Source organism: Cupriavidus sp. 207A1, from assembly GCF_057798955.1.
Genome location: NZ_JBYOJO010000009.1, coordinates 215,811 through 230,323, shown reverse-complemented (window position 1 = coordinate 230,323; position 14,513 = coordinate 215,811). Strand labels below are relative to the sequence as shown.

Genomic DNA, 14,513 nt, shown 5'->3' with positions numbered 1-14,513 from the left:
GCCTGCCCCCCTGCCCCGCGCCGGCATGGCCGAGGTAAATCCTGTCTTCAGGCACGGCATGGCGCCGCGGTGCACGCACGGTTGCGTTCAATCCGGTCACGGTTGTCTCCTGGTTTGCGTGGCTGTGGGCAGCCATCGTGTTGTCGGCCATGATGATGGCCGGTGGCTGGCTCCTGCGCTGCCGGAGTGCCGGATTCTGGCGGGAAATGTCGAACGGACGATTGATGCTACTTGAATCTAAGATCAGCAATGCATAAAGTTTTTTATCGTTTATATAGCCGATCGTTTATAGGACGGAAGCAGGATGAAGAACGCCACGCTGCGGCAACTGAAGGTCTTCGAGACCGTAGCCCGCCATCTGAGCTTTTCCCGCGCCGCCGAGGAACTGCACCTGACCCAGCCCGCGGTATCGACCCAGGTGCGGCAACTGGAGCACCACGTGGGGCTGCCGCTGTTCGAGCAGCTCGGCAAGAAGATCTACCTGACGCCGGCGGGCCATGAAATGCTGCATTACAGCCGCAGCATCATCCAGCAGTTCCGCGAGGCCGAAGACGCCATGTCGCAGCTCAAGGGCATCTCCGGCGGCCGCCTCAATGTCGCGGTGATCAGCGCCGGCGATTACTTCTTTCCGCGGCTGCTGGCGGAATTCATGGACCGCCACGCTGGCGTGACGCTGAACCTGGCCGTGCACAACCGCGAGGAGCTGCTGCACCAGCTGGCCGGCAACCTGACCGACCTCGCCGTGATGGTGCGCCCGCCCGAAGGCATGGACACCATCAACGAGGCCTTTGCCCCGCACCCTTACGTGATCGTGGCCGCGCCCAGCCACCCGCTGGTGGGCGCGCGCAATATCCCGCTGGCCGAACTGGCCGACGAGGCCTTTGTCTCGCGCGAGAAGGGCTCGGACACCTGGAACTCGATGCAGGAGGGCTTTGCCGGCCGGCTGTCGAACCTGCGCATCGCCATGGAGATCAAGAGCACCGAGACCATCAAGCAGGCGGTAATCGCCAACATGGGCATTGCCTTCCTGTCGGCCCATACCGTGGGCCTGGAGCTGCAGGCCGGCAAGCTCGCCGTGCTCGATATCGAAGGCTTTCCGGTGATGCTCAACTGGTACGTGGTGCACCGCAAGAACAAGCGACTGCCGCCGGTGGCGCTGGCGTTCAAGCAGTTTCTGATGGAGGAAGGCGCGGACCTGATCCAGACCATCACCGGTGTGGAAGGACTGATCCGCCAGGACGCTTGACCTCATCCATAAACGATGAGTTATGATTTTTCTATGAAACTTTAATTATCGTAAATTGTTCGCCGTCCCTATGCTTGTCTCAACCCAACTGCCAGCGCGCATCCGAGGAGACCAGCATGAACCCAGCCCAGCAGGAAAGCCGCCACGCCGCCATCACGGTCGGCGCCGACAACCAGCCGATCCCGCGCGAGACCCAGCTCGCGGCGTATAACGCGGCCTTCATCGAACTGGGGCTGCGCTTTCGCTGGGACGCCGCCATGTATGAATGGCTGTGCGGCATCGAATGCGAAAAGGGACGCGTGGCCCGCTATATCGAGGAACACCACCCTCACCTGCTGGCCGCCTACGACGCCGCGTTCCTGAGCGGGCTGATCTTCGAGAAAAAGAACGAGTACCTGCGCGCGGTCGGCCACCTCAACTGAGCGGCCCGATCGGTTCACGGCGAGGCGCGCGACAGCGGCCTCGCCGTTTTTTCTTCAACTGATCTTGGCCACCATCAGGTAGAAGATGGCAAGGAACGAGAACAGCGCCGGAAAGCCCAGGCCGAACCACCACCAGAACAGGCGCCAGTACACACGCGGCAGCTGGGGCCCGGTGCAGTCCAGCGCCACGTCGCGCATGCGCTTCTGCAGCCAGACCACCGGCAGCCAGCAGGCAATGGCGACGGCGTAAAGCACCACCGACCACTTCAGCCACGGCACCGACCACGAGAACCCGGCCATCTTCACCAGTGCATAGCCAGTCAGCGGCTGCAGGATGGCGGTGGAGGCCGTGAAGATCCAGTCGGCGATCACCACCATGCGCGCGGTCGCGGCGACGGTGCGGACATTGCGCGTCAGCGTCGCGCCAACCAGGTAGAAGGCGCTGCCCACGCCGGTGCCGAACAGGAAGGTGGCCGACATGATATGCAGCCATTTCAGCGTGACGTAGTCCATGCCCGCTCCTCGGTCAGGTGCAGCCACCACAGCACGGCCAGCATCGGCACGTTCTTGCTGAGCGGGCCATACGGATGCAGCCAGTATTCCGGCAGGCGCACGCTGATGATGGCGGTATAGCCCAGGATCAGCGCTATCTGCGCCAGCCACAGCCAGCGCGGGCGCCGCGGCAGCACGCACAGCACGCCGAAGGCCAGGTCGAGCAGCGCCGCGCCATAGAGCGCCAGCGGCTGCAGCGCAGGCGGCACGCCCGCGCGCGCCAGCAGCGCATAGCTGTCGGCCACCGGGTACAGGCCCAGCGAAACCGCCGCGGTGACGATCCACACAAAGGCCAGGCTCCAGCGCAGCAGCGGATGCAGCCAGCGCTGCAGTGCCTGCGCGCGCAATGCGCCGCGCAGTCCCGGCGGGATGAAGGCATGCGCCGCCTGCGGCGACCGCCCGAGCACGCGCGCGAGTCCGGACGGATCGGCCACGCTGCCCTGGTCCAGCATGGTCAGCGCATCGCGCCCGAGCACGCCGCCGGTGGCGCGTTCGGCCAGCGGCATCACCGCGCGGGCCAGCGCGCGCGGCAACGGCAACAGCCAGGCCTTGCCGCGCAAGCCCAGGCCATGCCGCAACGCCTGCAGGTAGCCGGCCAGCGGCATCGGCGCCGGCCCCACCAGCGCCAGCCGGCCGGAGCGCCAGGGCGCTGCGCCGCCCCATCCGGCCAGCAAGGCCACGATGGCCTGCGCCACGTCGTCGACATGGACCGGCTGCACCGGCTGCCTGCCGCCGCCGGGCAATGCCAGGCAGGGCAGCGTCGCCAGCGCGCAGAACAGCTGCGCACTGGTGCCGTCGACACCGAACACCAGCGACGGCTGCAGCACCACGGCATCGATGCCGAGGCCGAGCAGGTGCTGGTCGGCGGCGCGCTTGCTGCGATGGAAGTCGGTCAGCGCGTGTTCGTCGGCACCCAGCGCCGACATCTGCACCACCAGCCGCACGCGCTGCCGCAGACAGGCATCGAACAACGCCTGCGGCGCCGCGCGGTGCAGCACGTCAAAGCGCTGCGTGGCGGTCTCGCGGAAGATGCCGACCAGGTTGACCACCGCATCGATGTCGGCCAGCACCGGCGCCCAGTCCGCCGCCGCCGTCATCCGCGCGAAATCGACGGCACGAAATTCGCTTGCCGTGCAGGCATGGCCGCTGTGCGGCGCTTCGGGTGCATCGTGCGCAGGCACGCGCCGCACCCCCGCTATCACATGGAATCCTCGATCCAGCATTGCGGCACAGGCATGCCGGCCGATAAAGCCGCTGGCGCCGAGCACCAGCACGCGCTGGATGCTGCCACCGTGCTGCGCCGGGCCGCGGTCTCGGGCACTTGCGCCAGCCTGTTGTCGACAGGCATGCTCGCCTGCGGCGGCAGCGTCGACTGCGGCAGCGCGTTCGCGCCCGTCAACGCCGTCAGCCACTGGATCTGGGGCGAGCGGGCCATTCACACCAACCGGCCGTCGGTGCGGCATACCGTGCTGGGCTATGTCATCCATCATGCGATGTCGGTGTTCTGGGCGGCGTTCTACGAAGGCGCGATGGCGGTGGGCGGCACACATGGCGATGTCCATGCCAGCGCGCGTCCCGCCGCATCCCCCACGGCGCCGACGCGCGTGCTCGGCGGCCTCGCGATTGCCGGCATTGCGTGCTTCGTCGACCTGAAGTGCACGCCCCATCGCCTCACCCCTGGCTTCGAGCGCCGGCTGTCGCCCGGCATGCTGGCACTGGTCTACGTCGCCTTCGGTCTGGCGTTGCCGCTGGGCGCGATGCTGCTGCGGCAAGCAGGAAGGCGCGCTTGAGTCCTGCCCGCGTCCGCCGCCTGTGTCCGTCTTGCTGCACGCAGCGCCAGTAATTTTCACACGGCTCTCCCGCTTTTACCGTTTCCGCCGCGTCCGGGCGGGCCCTGGCGTTGCACCCGGCAACGCGCTGCACCAGCCGTGCAAGCTCCACGCCACCGCGCGCCTGGCGCCATGCTGCAGCGCGTGCGGGAATCGTCGTAACATACCGCTCCCAACCCAGCTTCAACCCGCCGGCGGCAGCCGGACGCATAGCCCGCCCGCTTGATGGCCACGCGACGCACCGACGAAGACTTTATCCACGACCTGACGCGCCTGCTGTGCAGCGAAGGCGTCTCGTCGCTGACCATCGGCGAGATCGCGCAGCGCATGCGCTGCTCGCGGCGTCGCCTGTACGAGATCGCGCCGACCAAGGAGGCGCTGTTCGTCGGCATCTGCCGCGATGTGCTGGCGGCCAACCTGGAGCGGGGCTTCGCCGCTGCGCGCCGCGAGAGCGATGCCGCGCGCGCCGTGTCGGCCTACCTGCATGCTGCGCTGAACACCTCGGGACTGAGCAAGGCGGCACTGGCCGACCTCGATGCCATCGACAGCGGCCGGGCCGTGTTCGACGCGTACCAGCTGGCGCGCGTGCGCGGGCTGGAAAGCCTGCTCGAGGCCGGCATGCGGCAGGGACTGATGGCGCCGCACAACCCGCGGCTGGTGTCGGAAGCGATCCTCGGCGCCGCGCATCGCCTGCGCAGCCAGCAGTTCCTGAAGGACACCGGGATGAAGATGGGCGATGCCTTCAGCGAGTTCTACGAGATCATCCTGAACGGCCTGCTGTGCCGGCCGGACGCCGGTAGCCGTACTCAGGCCACCTGCCGCTCCTGCCCGCCCCAGTAACGACCGCGGATGGCCTTGCGGTCGATCTTGCCCAGCGCCGTCAGCGGCAGCGCATCGGCGAACACCACCTGCTTGGGCGCATTGACCACGCCCTTGTGCCGGGTCACGTGGGCGATCACCTCGGCCTCGGTCAGCTCGGTGCCGGGACGGGCCACCACCACCGCGGTCACGGCTTCGCCCCACTTGGGATCGGGCACGCCGATCACCGCCGACATGGCGATGGCCGGATGCAGCGCCAGGCAGTGCTCGACTTCGCTCGGGTACACGTTGAAGCCGCCGCTGATGATCATGTCCTTGGCGCGGTCGACCAGGTACAGGAATCCTTCGCTGTCGCAGCGGGCCATGTCGCCGGTATGGAGCCAGTCGCCGGCAAAGACCCTGGCGTCTTCTTCCGGCCGGTTCAGGTAGCCCTCCATCACCAGCGGGCCGCGCACGCACAGTTCGCCCACCTCGCCCGGCGCGACTTCCCGCATCTGCGCGTCGAGCAGCCTGACCTGGTTGCCGGGAATGACCTTGCCGCATGAACGCAGGCGCTCGGGATGGTTCGGATCATGGTCGCGCGGGCTCAGGTAGCTGATGCACATCGGCGCCTCGGCCTGGCCGTAGATCTGCCCGAACACCGGGCCGATGCGGCGCAGCGCGTCGGCCAGGCGCACCGGTGCGATCGGCGCCGCGCCGTAGAGCACCAGTTCCAGGCTGGACAGGTCGGCCGCGTCCAGGCCGTCGCAATCGAGCAGCCCGTAGATCTGCGTGGGGACCAGGAAGGTCAGGTTGATGCGGTGCTCGGCCACGCGGCGCAGGAAATCCGCCGGGCTGAACTTGTCGCACAGGTAGATGGTGCCGCCGCGCAGCAGCGTCGGCAGGAACAGGCTGCCGGAGGCGTGCGAGATCGGCGTGGTCACCAGGTAACGCACCTGCGCCGGCCATTCGTAGGTTGCCAGCATGTACTGCAGCATCGTCACCGAGGTCCGGTGCGTATGCAGGATGCCCTTCGAACGTCCGGTGGTTCCGCCGGTGTACGACAGCTTGCTGATCTCGGTCGGATCGTCGCCGGGGACCACGGAGGCGTCGTCGAAGCCGGCGGCGGCGCGGACCAGGCCGGGGCCGAACTCGCCGTCGTCGAGCGGCAGCACCTGCACCCGCGTGCTGGCGGCAAGCACGCGCGCGCGCTCGGCAAAGCGGGCGTTGTCGACCACCAGCGCCTGCACCGCCGCGTCTTCGAGCACGAAGGCATGGTCCGCTTGCGCGGCCATCGGGTGCAGCGACACGGCCTTCAGCCCCGCCAGCTGCGCGGCGATGATGGCTGCGACCGCCTCGGCGCGGTTGCCAACCAGGAAGGCCACCACGTCCTGACGCGCCAGGCCGCGCGCGGCGAACAGCCGTGCGATGCGTGCGCTGTGCCGGGCCAGCGCCTCATAACTCAGCGTGACGTCGTCGCCGACCACGGCGGGTACGCCGGGCCGCGCGCGCAGCGCCGCGGTATAGAGCTGGCCGACGGTCGCGCCGCCGTGGACGACGCAAGCCGCTGAAGCCTGACGGGCCATGTTGTCTCCCTGGAGTTGTTCTGGTCAGGCTCCCAATGTAGGGGCCACCCGGTACCAGGTCAACGCTTTTGGTACCGAGAAGACCGGGTTAACTCAGGGCAAAGCCAGCCGCTCAACGGTGTCCGGCGACACGCAACCCGCAGGCGCCTCAGGCCTGTTCCTTGACCTGGCTTTCCAGCTCCACCAGCCGCTTCTTCAGCGCCCGCTCTTCCTGGAAGCGCGCGGTCTCGTCGCGGATCACTGCGACGATGCCGGTCACGGCACCGGCGTCGTCCTTGAGCAGCGCCACGGTGAAGGCGATCGACATCGTCTTGCCGTCCTTGTCGACCGCCGGCACCTTGAGCAGGTCATGGCCGTAGCGCGTGATACCGGTCGCCATGGTCTTGTCGTAGCCTTCCCAATGCCGCCCGCGCAGGCGCTCGGGGATGATCAGGTCCAGCGACTGCCCCATGGCCTCGGCCTCGGTGAAGCCGAACATGCGCTCGGCCGCGGGATTCCACAGGGTGATGGCGCCCTTGGCGTCGGAGATGATGATGGCGTCGCCGATGGCGGACACCAGTTGCGCGTAGTCGATCTGCTCTGTCATGGGGATTCCCTCTCGTCATCTGCAAACGGCAGCGGCCTGGAGCCCGCCGGTGCCGTCAAGGTAGCGTGCCACAGCGCGGCGCCACAAGCAAAAACGCCGGAGCCCGCTGTGCGCGCGGCCCCGGCGTCGGCGCCGGCACGGGGTGCCGGCGGGCGGCGTCAGATCACCTGGGACTCGCGCAGGCGCTTGATGTCTTCCGCACCGTAGCCCAGGCCGGCCAGCACCTCTTCGCTATGCTCGCCCAGCAGCGGCGAACCCGTGATCTCCGGCTTGAGGTCGGAGAACTTGATCGGGCTGCCCACCGTCAGATAGCTGCCGCGCTCCTTGTGCGGCACCTCGGTGATGCTGCCGCTGGCGCGCAGCGACGGATCGGCGGCAATCTCCTTCATCGACAGCACCGGCGAGCACGGGATGTCGAACTTGCGCAGGATGTCGACCGCCTCGTACTTGGTCTTGTCGGCCAGCCATTCCTCGATGGTGTTGAAGATATCGAAGATGTGCGGCTGGCGCGCCTTGGCGGTGGCGTAGTTGGGATCGGCTATCCATTCCGGCTTGCCCAGCGCCTTGCAGATCGGCTCCCAGGCATGGCCCTGGATGGTGAAGTAGATGTAGGCATTGGGATCGGTCTCCCAGCCCTTGCACTTCAGCACCCAGCCCGGCTGGCCGCCGCCGCCCGCGTTGCCGCCGCGCGGCACCACGTCGCTGAAGGTGCCGTGCGGGTATTGCGGGTACTCTTCCAGGTAGCCCAGGCGGTCCAGGCGCTGCTGGTCGCGCAGCTTGACGCGGCACAGGTTCAGCACCGCATCCTGCATCGACACCGCCACCTTCTGGCCCTTGCCGGTCTTGTCGCGGCCGATCAGCGCGGTCAGGATGCCGATGGCCAGGTGCATGCCGGTGTTGGAATCGCCCAGCGCCGCCGCGGACACCGTGGGCGGGCCATCCCAGAAGCCGGTGGTCGAGGCCGCGCCGCCGGCGCATTGGGCCACGTTCTCGTAGACCTTCAGGTCTTCATAGTGGTGGCCGTCGCTGAAGCCCTTGACCGACGCCACGATCATCTTCGGGTTGAGTTCGTTGATGCGCTCCCACGAAAAGCCCATGCGGTCCAGCGCGCCCGGGCCGAAGTTCTCCACCAGCACGTCCGACTCGCGGATCAGTTGCTCCAGGATCTTCTTGCCGTCCGGCTTCTTCGTGTCCAGCGTGAGCGAACGCTTGTTGCTGTTGAGCATGGTGAAGTACAGCGCGTCGACATCCGGGATGTCGCGCAGCTGGGTGCGCGTCACGTCGCCGGAACCCGGGCGCTCCACCTTGATCACGTCGGCGCCGAACCATGCCAGCAGCTGGGTGCAGGCGGGACCCGCCTGGACGTGCGTGAAGTCGATGATCTTGATGCCGTTGAGTGGGAGGTTCACGTTCGTCTCCTATTGGATTAGGGGGTGAAATTCGGGTGGATTACTTCTTGGCCGAGCTTTGCGGATTCAGGTTGGTCAGGCGGCCGCTTTCGGTGCCTGCCGCCGGATCGATGACGGCGTTGACCAGCGTCGGCCTGCCCGAGCGCAGGGCTTCGTTCACCGCGGCCTCGAGTTCCGCCGGCGTGGTGACGTTGGCACCGACACCGCCGAAGGCTTCCATCATCTTGTCGTAGCGCGCGCCCGGGACGAAGGTCGTGACCGCGGGGTCGGTGCCGCCGGTGGGGTTCTTGTCGATGCCCTTGTAGACGCCGTTGTTGTTGAAGATGACGATGCAGACCGGCAGGTTGTAGCGGCAGATGGTCTCGACTTCCATGCCCGAGAATCCGAAGGCACTGTCGCCGCACAGCGCCAGCACCGGCTTGCCGGTCTCGACCGCGGCGGCCACCGCGTAGCCCATGCCCACGCCCATCACGCCCCACGTGCCTACGTCCAGGCGCTTGCGCGGCTCGTACATGTCGATCACGGCGCGGGCGTAGTCCAGCGTGTTGGCGCCTTCGTTGACGAAGGAGATGCCCGGGTTGGCCTTGACCACGTCCTTGAGCACGGCCAGCGCGCCGTGGAAGTTCATCGGTGCGGCATCCTTGGCCCTGGCCAGGGTCTCGGCCATCTTGGCAAGGTTGGTGTCCCTGCGGTCCGCCACCGCGTTCAGCCAGTCGGCGCCCGGCTTGGCGAAGTCATTGCCGATCTTGTCGAGCAGCGCCGTTACGCACGAGCCGATGTCACCGACCACCGGCGCGGCGATGGCGACATTGCTGTCCATCTCGGTCGGCGCGATGTCGACCTGGATGAATTGCTTGGGCTTGCCCCAGGTCTTGCCCTTGCCGTGCGACAGCAGCCAGTTCAGGCGGGCGCCGACCAGCAGCACCACGTCGGCTTCGGCCAGCACATAGGAGCGCGCCGCCGAGGCCGACTGCGGATGCGTATCGGGCAGCAGGCCCTTGGCCATCGACATCGGCAGGTACGGGATGCCGGTCTTCTCGACCAGCTTGCGCAGGTCCGCCTCGGCGCGTGCGTAGGCGGCACCCTTGCCGATCAGGATCAGCGGGCGCTTGGCGGTCTTCAGCAGCGCGACCGCACGCTCGACCGAGTCCGGTGCGGGCAGCTGGCGCGGCGCCGGGTCCACCACCTTGATCAGCGACTGCTTGCCCTTCTCGGCTTCCAGCGACTGCCCCAGCAGCTTGGCCGGCAGGTCCAGGTACACGCCGCCCGGGCGGCCCGACACGGCGGCGCGAATCGCACGCGCGACGCCGACGCCGATGTCCTCCGCGTGCAGCACGCGGAACGCCGCCTTGGCGTGCGGACGGGCGATGGCCAGCTGGTCCATCTCTTCGTAGTCACCCTGCTGCAGGTCGACGATCTCGCGCTCGCTCGAGCCGCTGATCAGGATCATCGGGAAGCAGTTGGTGGTGGCATGCGCCAGTGCCGTCAGCCCGTTCAGGAAGCCCGGCGCCGAGACGGTCAGGCAAACGCCCGGCTTCTGCGTCAGAAAGCCCGCAATCGCCGCGGCGTTGCCGGCATTCTGCTCGTGGCGGAAGCTGATGACGCGCATGCCGTTGGCCTGCGCCAGACGGGCCAGATCGGTGACCGGAATGCCGGGCAGGCCGTAGATGTTTTCGATGCCGTTCAGCTTCAGCGCGTCGATGACCAGATGAAAACCATCGGTTTGTGCCTGATGTTCTTCCGCGGCGTGACGCTGCAGCTCGTTTCCGACTTCTGCCATGGTTGCTTCCTTCTATGCAAATTGACTGGGGTGGGAATTTTTGTGACTCAGGCTGCCGCGGGAGTGCTTGGGGCCCGCTTCGCTACGACTTCCGACATGCTTGGTCTCCTTTTGGACTTGTGTTCGTGGTGCGCGGGGGCTGTGCCCTGCTGCGGTCGGTGCCGGTTCGGTTCGACCGGTCTTGATGACATACGGTATGTGATATATCAGAGAACGGCAAGTTATTTTCCACCTCTTCGACCAACTTTCGTCAGTGCACCGCAGCAAACCAGGCTGGATCTGCGCGTAAATCAGCGTAATTCCTCAATCCACGCTAATTATTCCCATTTCTCACTAATGCAGACGTTCGATTTGAAATTGCCTTAAAAGGCGATTTCAGCCATCAGATATATCACATACACCGTTTCCAGCCAGCTGACGGTACGGCTACAGCGCCGCTCAGGCCGGTACTTCCTCCAGCTGCCGCAGCAGCGCATCGACACTGCCCTTGGCATCGCCAAACCACATGCGCGTGTTGTCCTTGTAGAACAGCGGGTTGTCCACGCCCGCGTAGCCCGCCGCCATGCTGCGCTTGGACACCACCACGGTCTTGGCCTTCCACACCTCCAGCACCGGCATGCCGGCAATCGGGCTGGCGGGGTCTTCCAGCGCGCCGGGGTTGACGATGTCGTTGGCGCCCACCACCAGCACCACGTCGGCCTTCTCGAAGTCGTCGTTGATCTCTTCCATTTCCAGCACGATGTCATATGGCACCCGCGCCTCGGCCAGCAGCACGTTCATGTGCCCCGGCAGGCGGCCGGCGACTGGGTGGATGCCGAAGCGGACATTGACCCCCTGTGCGCGCAGCCGCCGCGCGATCTCGCTGATGGTGCCCTGCGCCTGCGCCACCGCCATGCCGTAGCCCGGCACGATGATGACCTCGTTGGCGTCCTTGAGCAGGCTGCTGACTTCCTCGCTCGACACCGGCAGCACCTCGCCCTGCTCGGCCGCCGCGCCCTGGGCCTGCACCGCGCCGAAGCCGCCCAGGATCACCGACAGGAACTTGCGGTTCATCGCCTTGCACATGATGTAGCTGAGGATGGCGCCGCTCGACCCCACCAGCGCGCCGGTAATGATGAGCAGGTCGTTGCCCAGCATGAAGCCGGTCGCCGCCGCCGCCCAGCCGGAGTAGCTGTTGAGCATCGACACCACCACCGGCATGTCGGCGCCGCCGATCGCCAGCACCAGGTGCGCCCCGACCAGCAGCGCGACCACCGTCATCGCCGCCAGCGGCACCAGCCCCTGCTGCGGATCCGGCGCGGCCAGGAAGGCATAGCCCAGCCACACGCATACCACCAGCGCGCCGGCGTTGAGGACGTGTCGCCCCGGCAGCAGCATCGGCTTGCCGCCCATGGTGCCCTGCAGCTTCAGGAAGGCGATGATCGATCCGGTAAAGGTGACCGCGCCGATCAGGATGCCGAGGTAAGTCTCGACCTCATGGATCGCCTTTTCGGCGCCGGCCAGCGTGGTCGGTTCCAGGTAGTTGGCATAGCCGACCAGCACCGCGGCCAGGCCGACGAAGCTGTGCAGCACCGCCACCAGCTGCGGCATCTGCGTCATCTCCACGCGCCGGGCCAGCATGGCCCCGGCAATGCCCCCCACCACCATCGCGACGATGATGATGGCGATGCCGTCGGGACTGCCCGCCAGCACCGTGGTCATGACCGCGATCACCATGCCGGCGATGCCGAGCATGTTGCCGCGCCGGGCGGTGGCAGGATGGCTCAGCCCGCTCAGGCTGAGGATAAACAGCGCACTGGCGGCGAGGTAAGCAATATTGCTGATTCCGGATGGCATGGTTCTCTCCCTGGCCTTAGTCGCGCTGGAACATCTTCAGCATGCGCTGCGTCACCAGGAAGCCCCCGGCGATATTGATGGTGGCCACCAGCACCGCGCAGCCGGCGATCACCGCCGTCAGCAGCGACGGCTTGCCCAGCTGCACCAGCGCCCCCACCACGATGATCCCGCTGATGGCATTGGTCACGCTCATCAGCGGCGTGTGCAGCGCCGCGGTCACGTTCCACACCACCTGGTAGCCGACGAAGATCGCCAGCACGAACACCGTGAAATGCGCCATGAAGGCCGGTGGCGCGACCGCCCCCAGTCCGAGCAGCGCAGCGGCCGCCAGTGCCAGGGCAATCAGCGTCGTGCCGGTGCGGCTGCGCGGCGGCGCGGCTTCGGCCGGCGCCGGGACCTCCGCCGGCGCCTGCTGCTGCGGCACCGCCACTGTCAGCGGCGGTGGCGGCCAGGTCACCGCGCCCTGGTGCAGCACGGTCGCGCCGCGGATCATCTCGTCGTCCATGTCCACCACCAGCTGGCCGTCCTTGCCCGGCGTCAGCTCGCTCAGCAGGTGGCGGATATTGGTGCCATAGAGCTGGCTCGCCTGCGCCGCCATGCGGCTGGGCAGGTCGGTGTAGCCGATGATGGTGACGCCGTCGCGGCGCACGCTTTCGCCCGGCACGGTCAGCACGCAGTTGCCGCCCTGCTCGGCGGCCAGGTCGACCACCACGCTCCCGGCGCGCATCAGCCCCACGGTGCCGGCCTCCAGCAGCCTGGGCGCCGGCTTGCCCGGGATCAGCGCGGTGGTGATGATGATGTCGACCTCGCGCGCCTGCTCGGCAAAGAGGCGCATCTCCGCTTCGATGAAAGCCGGGCTCATTTCCTTGGCATAGCCGCCGCTGCCGCTGCCATCTTCTTCGATCTCGACCGTGAGGAACTCCGCGCCCAGGCTCTCGATCTGCTGGCGCACCACCGGCCGCGTATCGAAGGCGCGCACCACCGCCCCCAGGCTGCGCGCCGCGCCGATCGCCGCCAGCCCCGCCACGCCCGCGCCGATCACCAGCACCCGCGCCGGCGGGATCTTGCCGGCGGCGGTGATCTGCCCGGCAAAGGGCCGGCCGAAGGCATGGGCGGCCTCGATCACCGCGCGGTAGCCGGCCATGTTCGCCATCGAGCTGAGCGCATCCAGCTTCTGCGCGCGCGAGATGCGCGGCACGCAGTCCATCGCCAGCACCGTGGCCCCGCGCTGCGCCAGCCGCTCCAGCATCGGCATCTGCTGCGCGGGCCAGACAAAGCCGATCAGCGTGGCATGCTTCTTCAGCAGCGCCGCCTCTTCCACCCCCAGGCTGGGATGGACCTGCGGCGGGCGCACCTTGACCACCACGTCGACCGAGGCCCACAGGCTGGCCGCATCGACAATGGCCGCGCCGGCGGCGCGGTAGTCGTCGTCCGAGAACGACGCTTCCAGCCCGGCGCCGGTCTCCACTACCACCTGGTAGCCGAGCTTGAGCAGTTCCTTGACCGAGTCCGGGGTGGCGGCAACGCGCCGCTCGCCCGGGTGGACCTCGCGCGGCACACCGATCGTCATTGGCATGGCATTCACCGTTTCAGGAAAGGAATGGGCGCCGGCTCAGCCGCGCACGTGGTTGACCAGCGAGCCGATGCCGGCGATCGACACCTCGACCACGGCGCCGTCCTTCATCGAACCCACGCCCAGCGAAGTGCCGACGGCAATCACATCGCCCGGCATCAGCGTCAGGTCCTGCGAGATGCGGCTGACCTGCTCCTCGGGCGAGAAGATCATGTCCGACAGCGGATAGTTCTGCCGCTCCACCCCGTCCAGCCGCGTGACCACGCTGGCGCCCTTCCACTGGAAGCCGGTGACGATGGCCGGGCCGATGCAGCCGAAGGTGTCGAAGCCCTTGGCGCGGGTCCATTGCGGGAAATTGGGATCGGCCGTGATCAGCTCGGCCGCGGTCACGTCGTTGACGATGGTGTAGCCGAAGATATGCGCGCCGGCCTCCGCCACCGTCACGTTGCGCGCCTTCTTGCCGATGACGATGCCCAGCTCGCCCTCATAGACGATCTTGCCGTCATAGCTCTTGGGGCGCTGCACGGCGTCGTTGGGCCCGGCCAGCGACGAGGCCGGCTTGATCAGGAACAGCGGGTGCGTCGGCACCGGCTTTTCCAGCTTGCGCGCGAGCGCGTGGAAGTTGTTCCACAGCGCCACCACCTTGCCCGGCGCGCACGGTGCCAGCAGCGTCAGCGCGGCGCGGTCGTGCACGGCGCCGGTGGGACTGGGGTTGTCAAAGCCGTCGCGGTCATATTCGACGACGCGGTTGGGGTTGGCCTCATCCAGGCGGCCATGGCCGATGCTGCCGTCGGCGCGGCGGAAACGTATCCAGGTTTGCACAGCATGCTCCTTGCGCGGGCAAAGCGAGGCCCCGCCTGCGCCGATGTCGGTTCAGGGATCTTCGGAAAAGGGAG

General features: G+C 67.3%; 13 protein-coding genes. 4 read left to right on the top strand and 9 right to left on the bottom strand.

The genetic code is table 11. From position 1 onward, the window contains the following. Positions 1 to 304 precede the first annotated feature (304 nt). Together AC3FMM_RS18520 and AC3FMM_RS18515 are read left to right on the top strand one after the other, a co-directional pair. The gene (locus AC3FMM_RS18520; protein ID WP_115713030.1) at positions 305 to 1,246 is read left to right on the top strand and encodes a LysR family transcriptional regulator; all 942 of its coding nucleotides are present in this window, start codon (positions 305 to 307) and stop codon (positions 1,244 to 1,246) included. Between the two features lie 116 nt (positions 1,247 to 1,362). Next, entirely contained in the window at positions 1,363 to 1,668 is a 306-nt protein-coding gene (locus AC3FMM_RS18515) for an HAD family hydrolase (protein WP_012356314.1), read from the top strand. Positions 1,669 to 1,722: 54 nt separating this feature from the next. Here the strand turns inward: AC3FMM_RS18515 and AC3FMM_RS18510 are convergent, their stop codons facing one another. Together AC3FMM_RS18510 and AC3FMM_RS18505 are read right to left on the bottom strand one after the other, a co-directional pair. Next, positions 1,723 to 2,181 carry a DUF2269 family protein gene (locus AC3FMM_RS18510; protein WP_115682696.1) on the bottom strand — a complete coding sequence of 153 codons (459 nt, stop codon included), beginning with the start codon at positions 2,179 to 2,181 and terminating at the stop codon, positions 1,723 to 1,725. Continuing rightward, entirely contained in the window at positions 2,163 to 3,443 is a 1,281-nt protein-coding gene (locus tag AC3FMM_RS18505; protein WP_488687244.1) for an SDR family oxidoreductase, read from the bottom strand. The genes AC3FMM_RS18510 and AC3FMM_RS18505 overlap by 19 nt, the downstream gene beginning before the upstream one ends. 12 nt (positions 3,444 to 3,455) lie before the next feature. Between AC3FMM_RS18505 and AC3FMM_RS18500 the strand changes: the two genes are divergently transcribed. Together AC3FMM_RS18500 and AC3FMM_RS18495 are read left to right on the top strand one after the other, a co-directional pair. Beyond that, complete coding sequence (locus tag AC3FMM_RS18500; RefSeq protein WP_488687243.1) at positions 3,456 to 4,010, top strand: hypothetical protein; 555 nt, start codon at positions 3,456 to 3,458, stop codon at positions 4,008 to 4,010. Between the two features lie 264 nt (positions 4,011 to 4,274). Next, complete coding sequence (locus tag AC3FMM_RS18495) at positions 4,275 to 4,889, top strand: TetR/AcrR family transcriptional regulator (RefSeq protein ID WP_488687242.1); 615 nt, start codon at positions 4,275 to 4,277, stop codon at positions 4,887 to 4,889. Here AC3FMM_RS18495 and AC3FMM_RS18490 read toward each other — a convergent pair. The 7 genes from AC3FMM_RS18490 to AC3FMM_RS18460 form a co-directional block, all read right to left on the bottom strand. Next, positions 4,856 to 6,433 (bottom strand): AMP-binding protein, encoded by a 1,578-nt coding sequence (locus tag AC3FMM_RS18490; protein ID WP_488687241.1) that lies wholly within the window; start codon positions 6,431 to 6,433, stop codon positions 4,856 to 4,858. The two genes, AC3FMM_RS18495 and AC3FMM_RS18490, sit on opposite strands and share 34 nt — an antisense overlap. 148 nt (positions 6,434 to 6,581) lie before the next feature. Continuing rightward, positions 6,582 to 7,019 carry a PAS domain-containing protein gene (locus tag AC3FMM_RS18485; protein ID WP_116314582.1) on the bottom strand — a complete coding sequence of 146 codons (438 nt, stop codon included), beginning with the start codon at positions 7,017 to 7,019 and terminating at the stop codon, positions 6,582 to 6,584. A gap of 158 nt (positions 7,020 to 7,177) precedes the next feature. Continuing rightward, positions 7,178 to 8,428, bottom strand: coding sequence for a formyl-CoA transferase (frc, locus tag AC3FMM_RS18480; RefSeq protein WP_115713024.1), 1,251 nt, complete (start codon positions 8,426 to 8,428; stop codon positions 7,178 to 7,180). Between the two features lie 40 nt (positions 8,429 to 8,468). Then, the gene (gene oxc / locus AC3FMM_RS18475) at positions 8,469 to 10,208 is read right to left on the bottom strand and encodes an oxalyl-CoA decarboxylase (RefSeq protein WP_115713023.1); all 1,740 of its coding nucleotides are present in this window, start codon (positions 10,206 to 10,208) and stop codon (positions 8,469 to 8,471) included. 438 nt (positions 10,209 to 10,646) lie between these two features. After that, positions 10,647 to 12,044 (bottom strand): Re/Si-specific NAD(P)(+) transhydrogenase subunit beta, encoded by a 1,398-nt coding sequence (gene pntB, locus AC3FMM_RS18470; RefSeq protein ID WP_116314583.1) that lies wholly within the window; start codon positions 12,042 to 12,044, stop codon positions 10,647 to 10,649. Positions 12,045 to 12,060: 16 nt separating this feature from the next. Next, positions 12,061 to 13,620 carry a Re/Si-specific NAD(P)(+) transhydrogenase subunit alpha gene (locus AC3FMM_RS18465; protein ID WP_115713021.1) on the bottom strand — a complete coding sequence of 520 codons (1,560 nt, stop codon included), beginning with the start codon at positions 13,618 to 13,620 and terminating at the stop codon, positions 12,061 to 12,063. A gap of 36 nt (positions 13,621 to 13,656) precedes the next feature. Then, complete coding sequence (locus AC3FMM_RS18460) at positions 13,657 to 14,439, bottom strand: fumarylacetoacetate hydrolase family protein (RefSeq protein WP_115713020.1); 783 nt, start codon at positions 14,437 to 14,439, stop codon at positions 13,657 to 13,659. Positions 14,440 to 14,513 lie beyond the last annotated feature (74 nt).

Excerpts from the sequence above, each read along its gene's own strand:
- AC3FMM_RS18520 (WP_115713030.1), top strand. The coding sequence starts at position 305 with ATGAAGAACGCCACGCTGCGGCAACTGAAGGTCTTCGAGACCGTAGCC.
- AC3FMM_RS18515 (WP_012356314.1), top strand. The coding sequence starts at position 1,363 with ATGAACCCAGCCCAGCAGGAAAGCCGCCACGCCGCCATCACGGTCGGC.
- AC3FMM_RS18510 (WP_115682696.1), bottom strand. The coding sequence starts at position 2,181 with ATGGACTACGTCACGCTGAAATGGCTGCATATCATGTCGGCCACCTTC.
- AC3FMM_RS18505 (WP_488687244.1), bottom strand. The coding sequence starts at position 3,443 with ATGCTGGATCGAGGATTCCATGTGATAGCGGGGGTGCGGCGCGTGCCT.
- AC3FMM_RS18500 (WP_488687243.1), top strand. The coding sequence starts at position 3,456 with ATGCCGGCCGATAAAGCCGCTGGCGCCGAGCACCAGCACGCGCTGGAT.
- AC3FMM_RS18495 (WP_488687242.1), top strand. The coding sequence starts at position 4,275 with ATGGCCACGCGACGCACCGACGAAGACTTTATCCACGACCTGACGCGC.
- AC3FMM_RS18490 (WP_488687241.1), bottom strand. The coding sequence starts at position 6,433 with ATGGCCCGTCAGGCTTCAGCGGCTTGCGTCGTCCACGGCGGCGCGACC.
- AC3FMM_RS18485 (WP_116314582.1), bottom strand. The coding sequence starts at position 7,019 with ATGACAGAGCAGATCGACTACGCGCAACTGGTGTCCGCCATCGGCGAC.
- oxc (WP_115713023.1), bottom strand. The coding sequence starts at position 10,208 with ATGGCAGAAGTCGGAAACGAGCTGCAGCGTCACGCCGCGGAAGAACAT.
- pntB (WP_116314583.1), bottom strand. The coding sequence starts at position 12,044 with ATGCCATCCGGAATCAGCAATATTGCTTACCTCGCCGCCAGTGCGCTG.
- AC3FMM_RS18465 (WP_115713021.1), bottom strand. The coding sequence starts at position 13,620 with ATGCCAATGACGATCGGTGTGCCGCGCGAGGTCCACCCGGGCGAGCGG.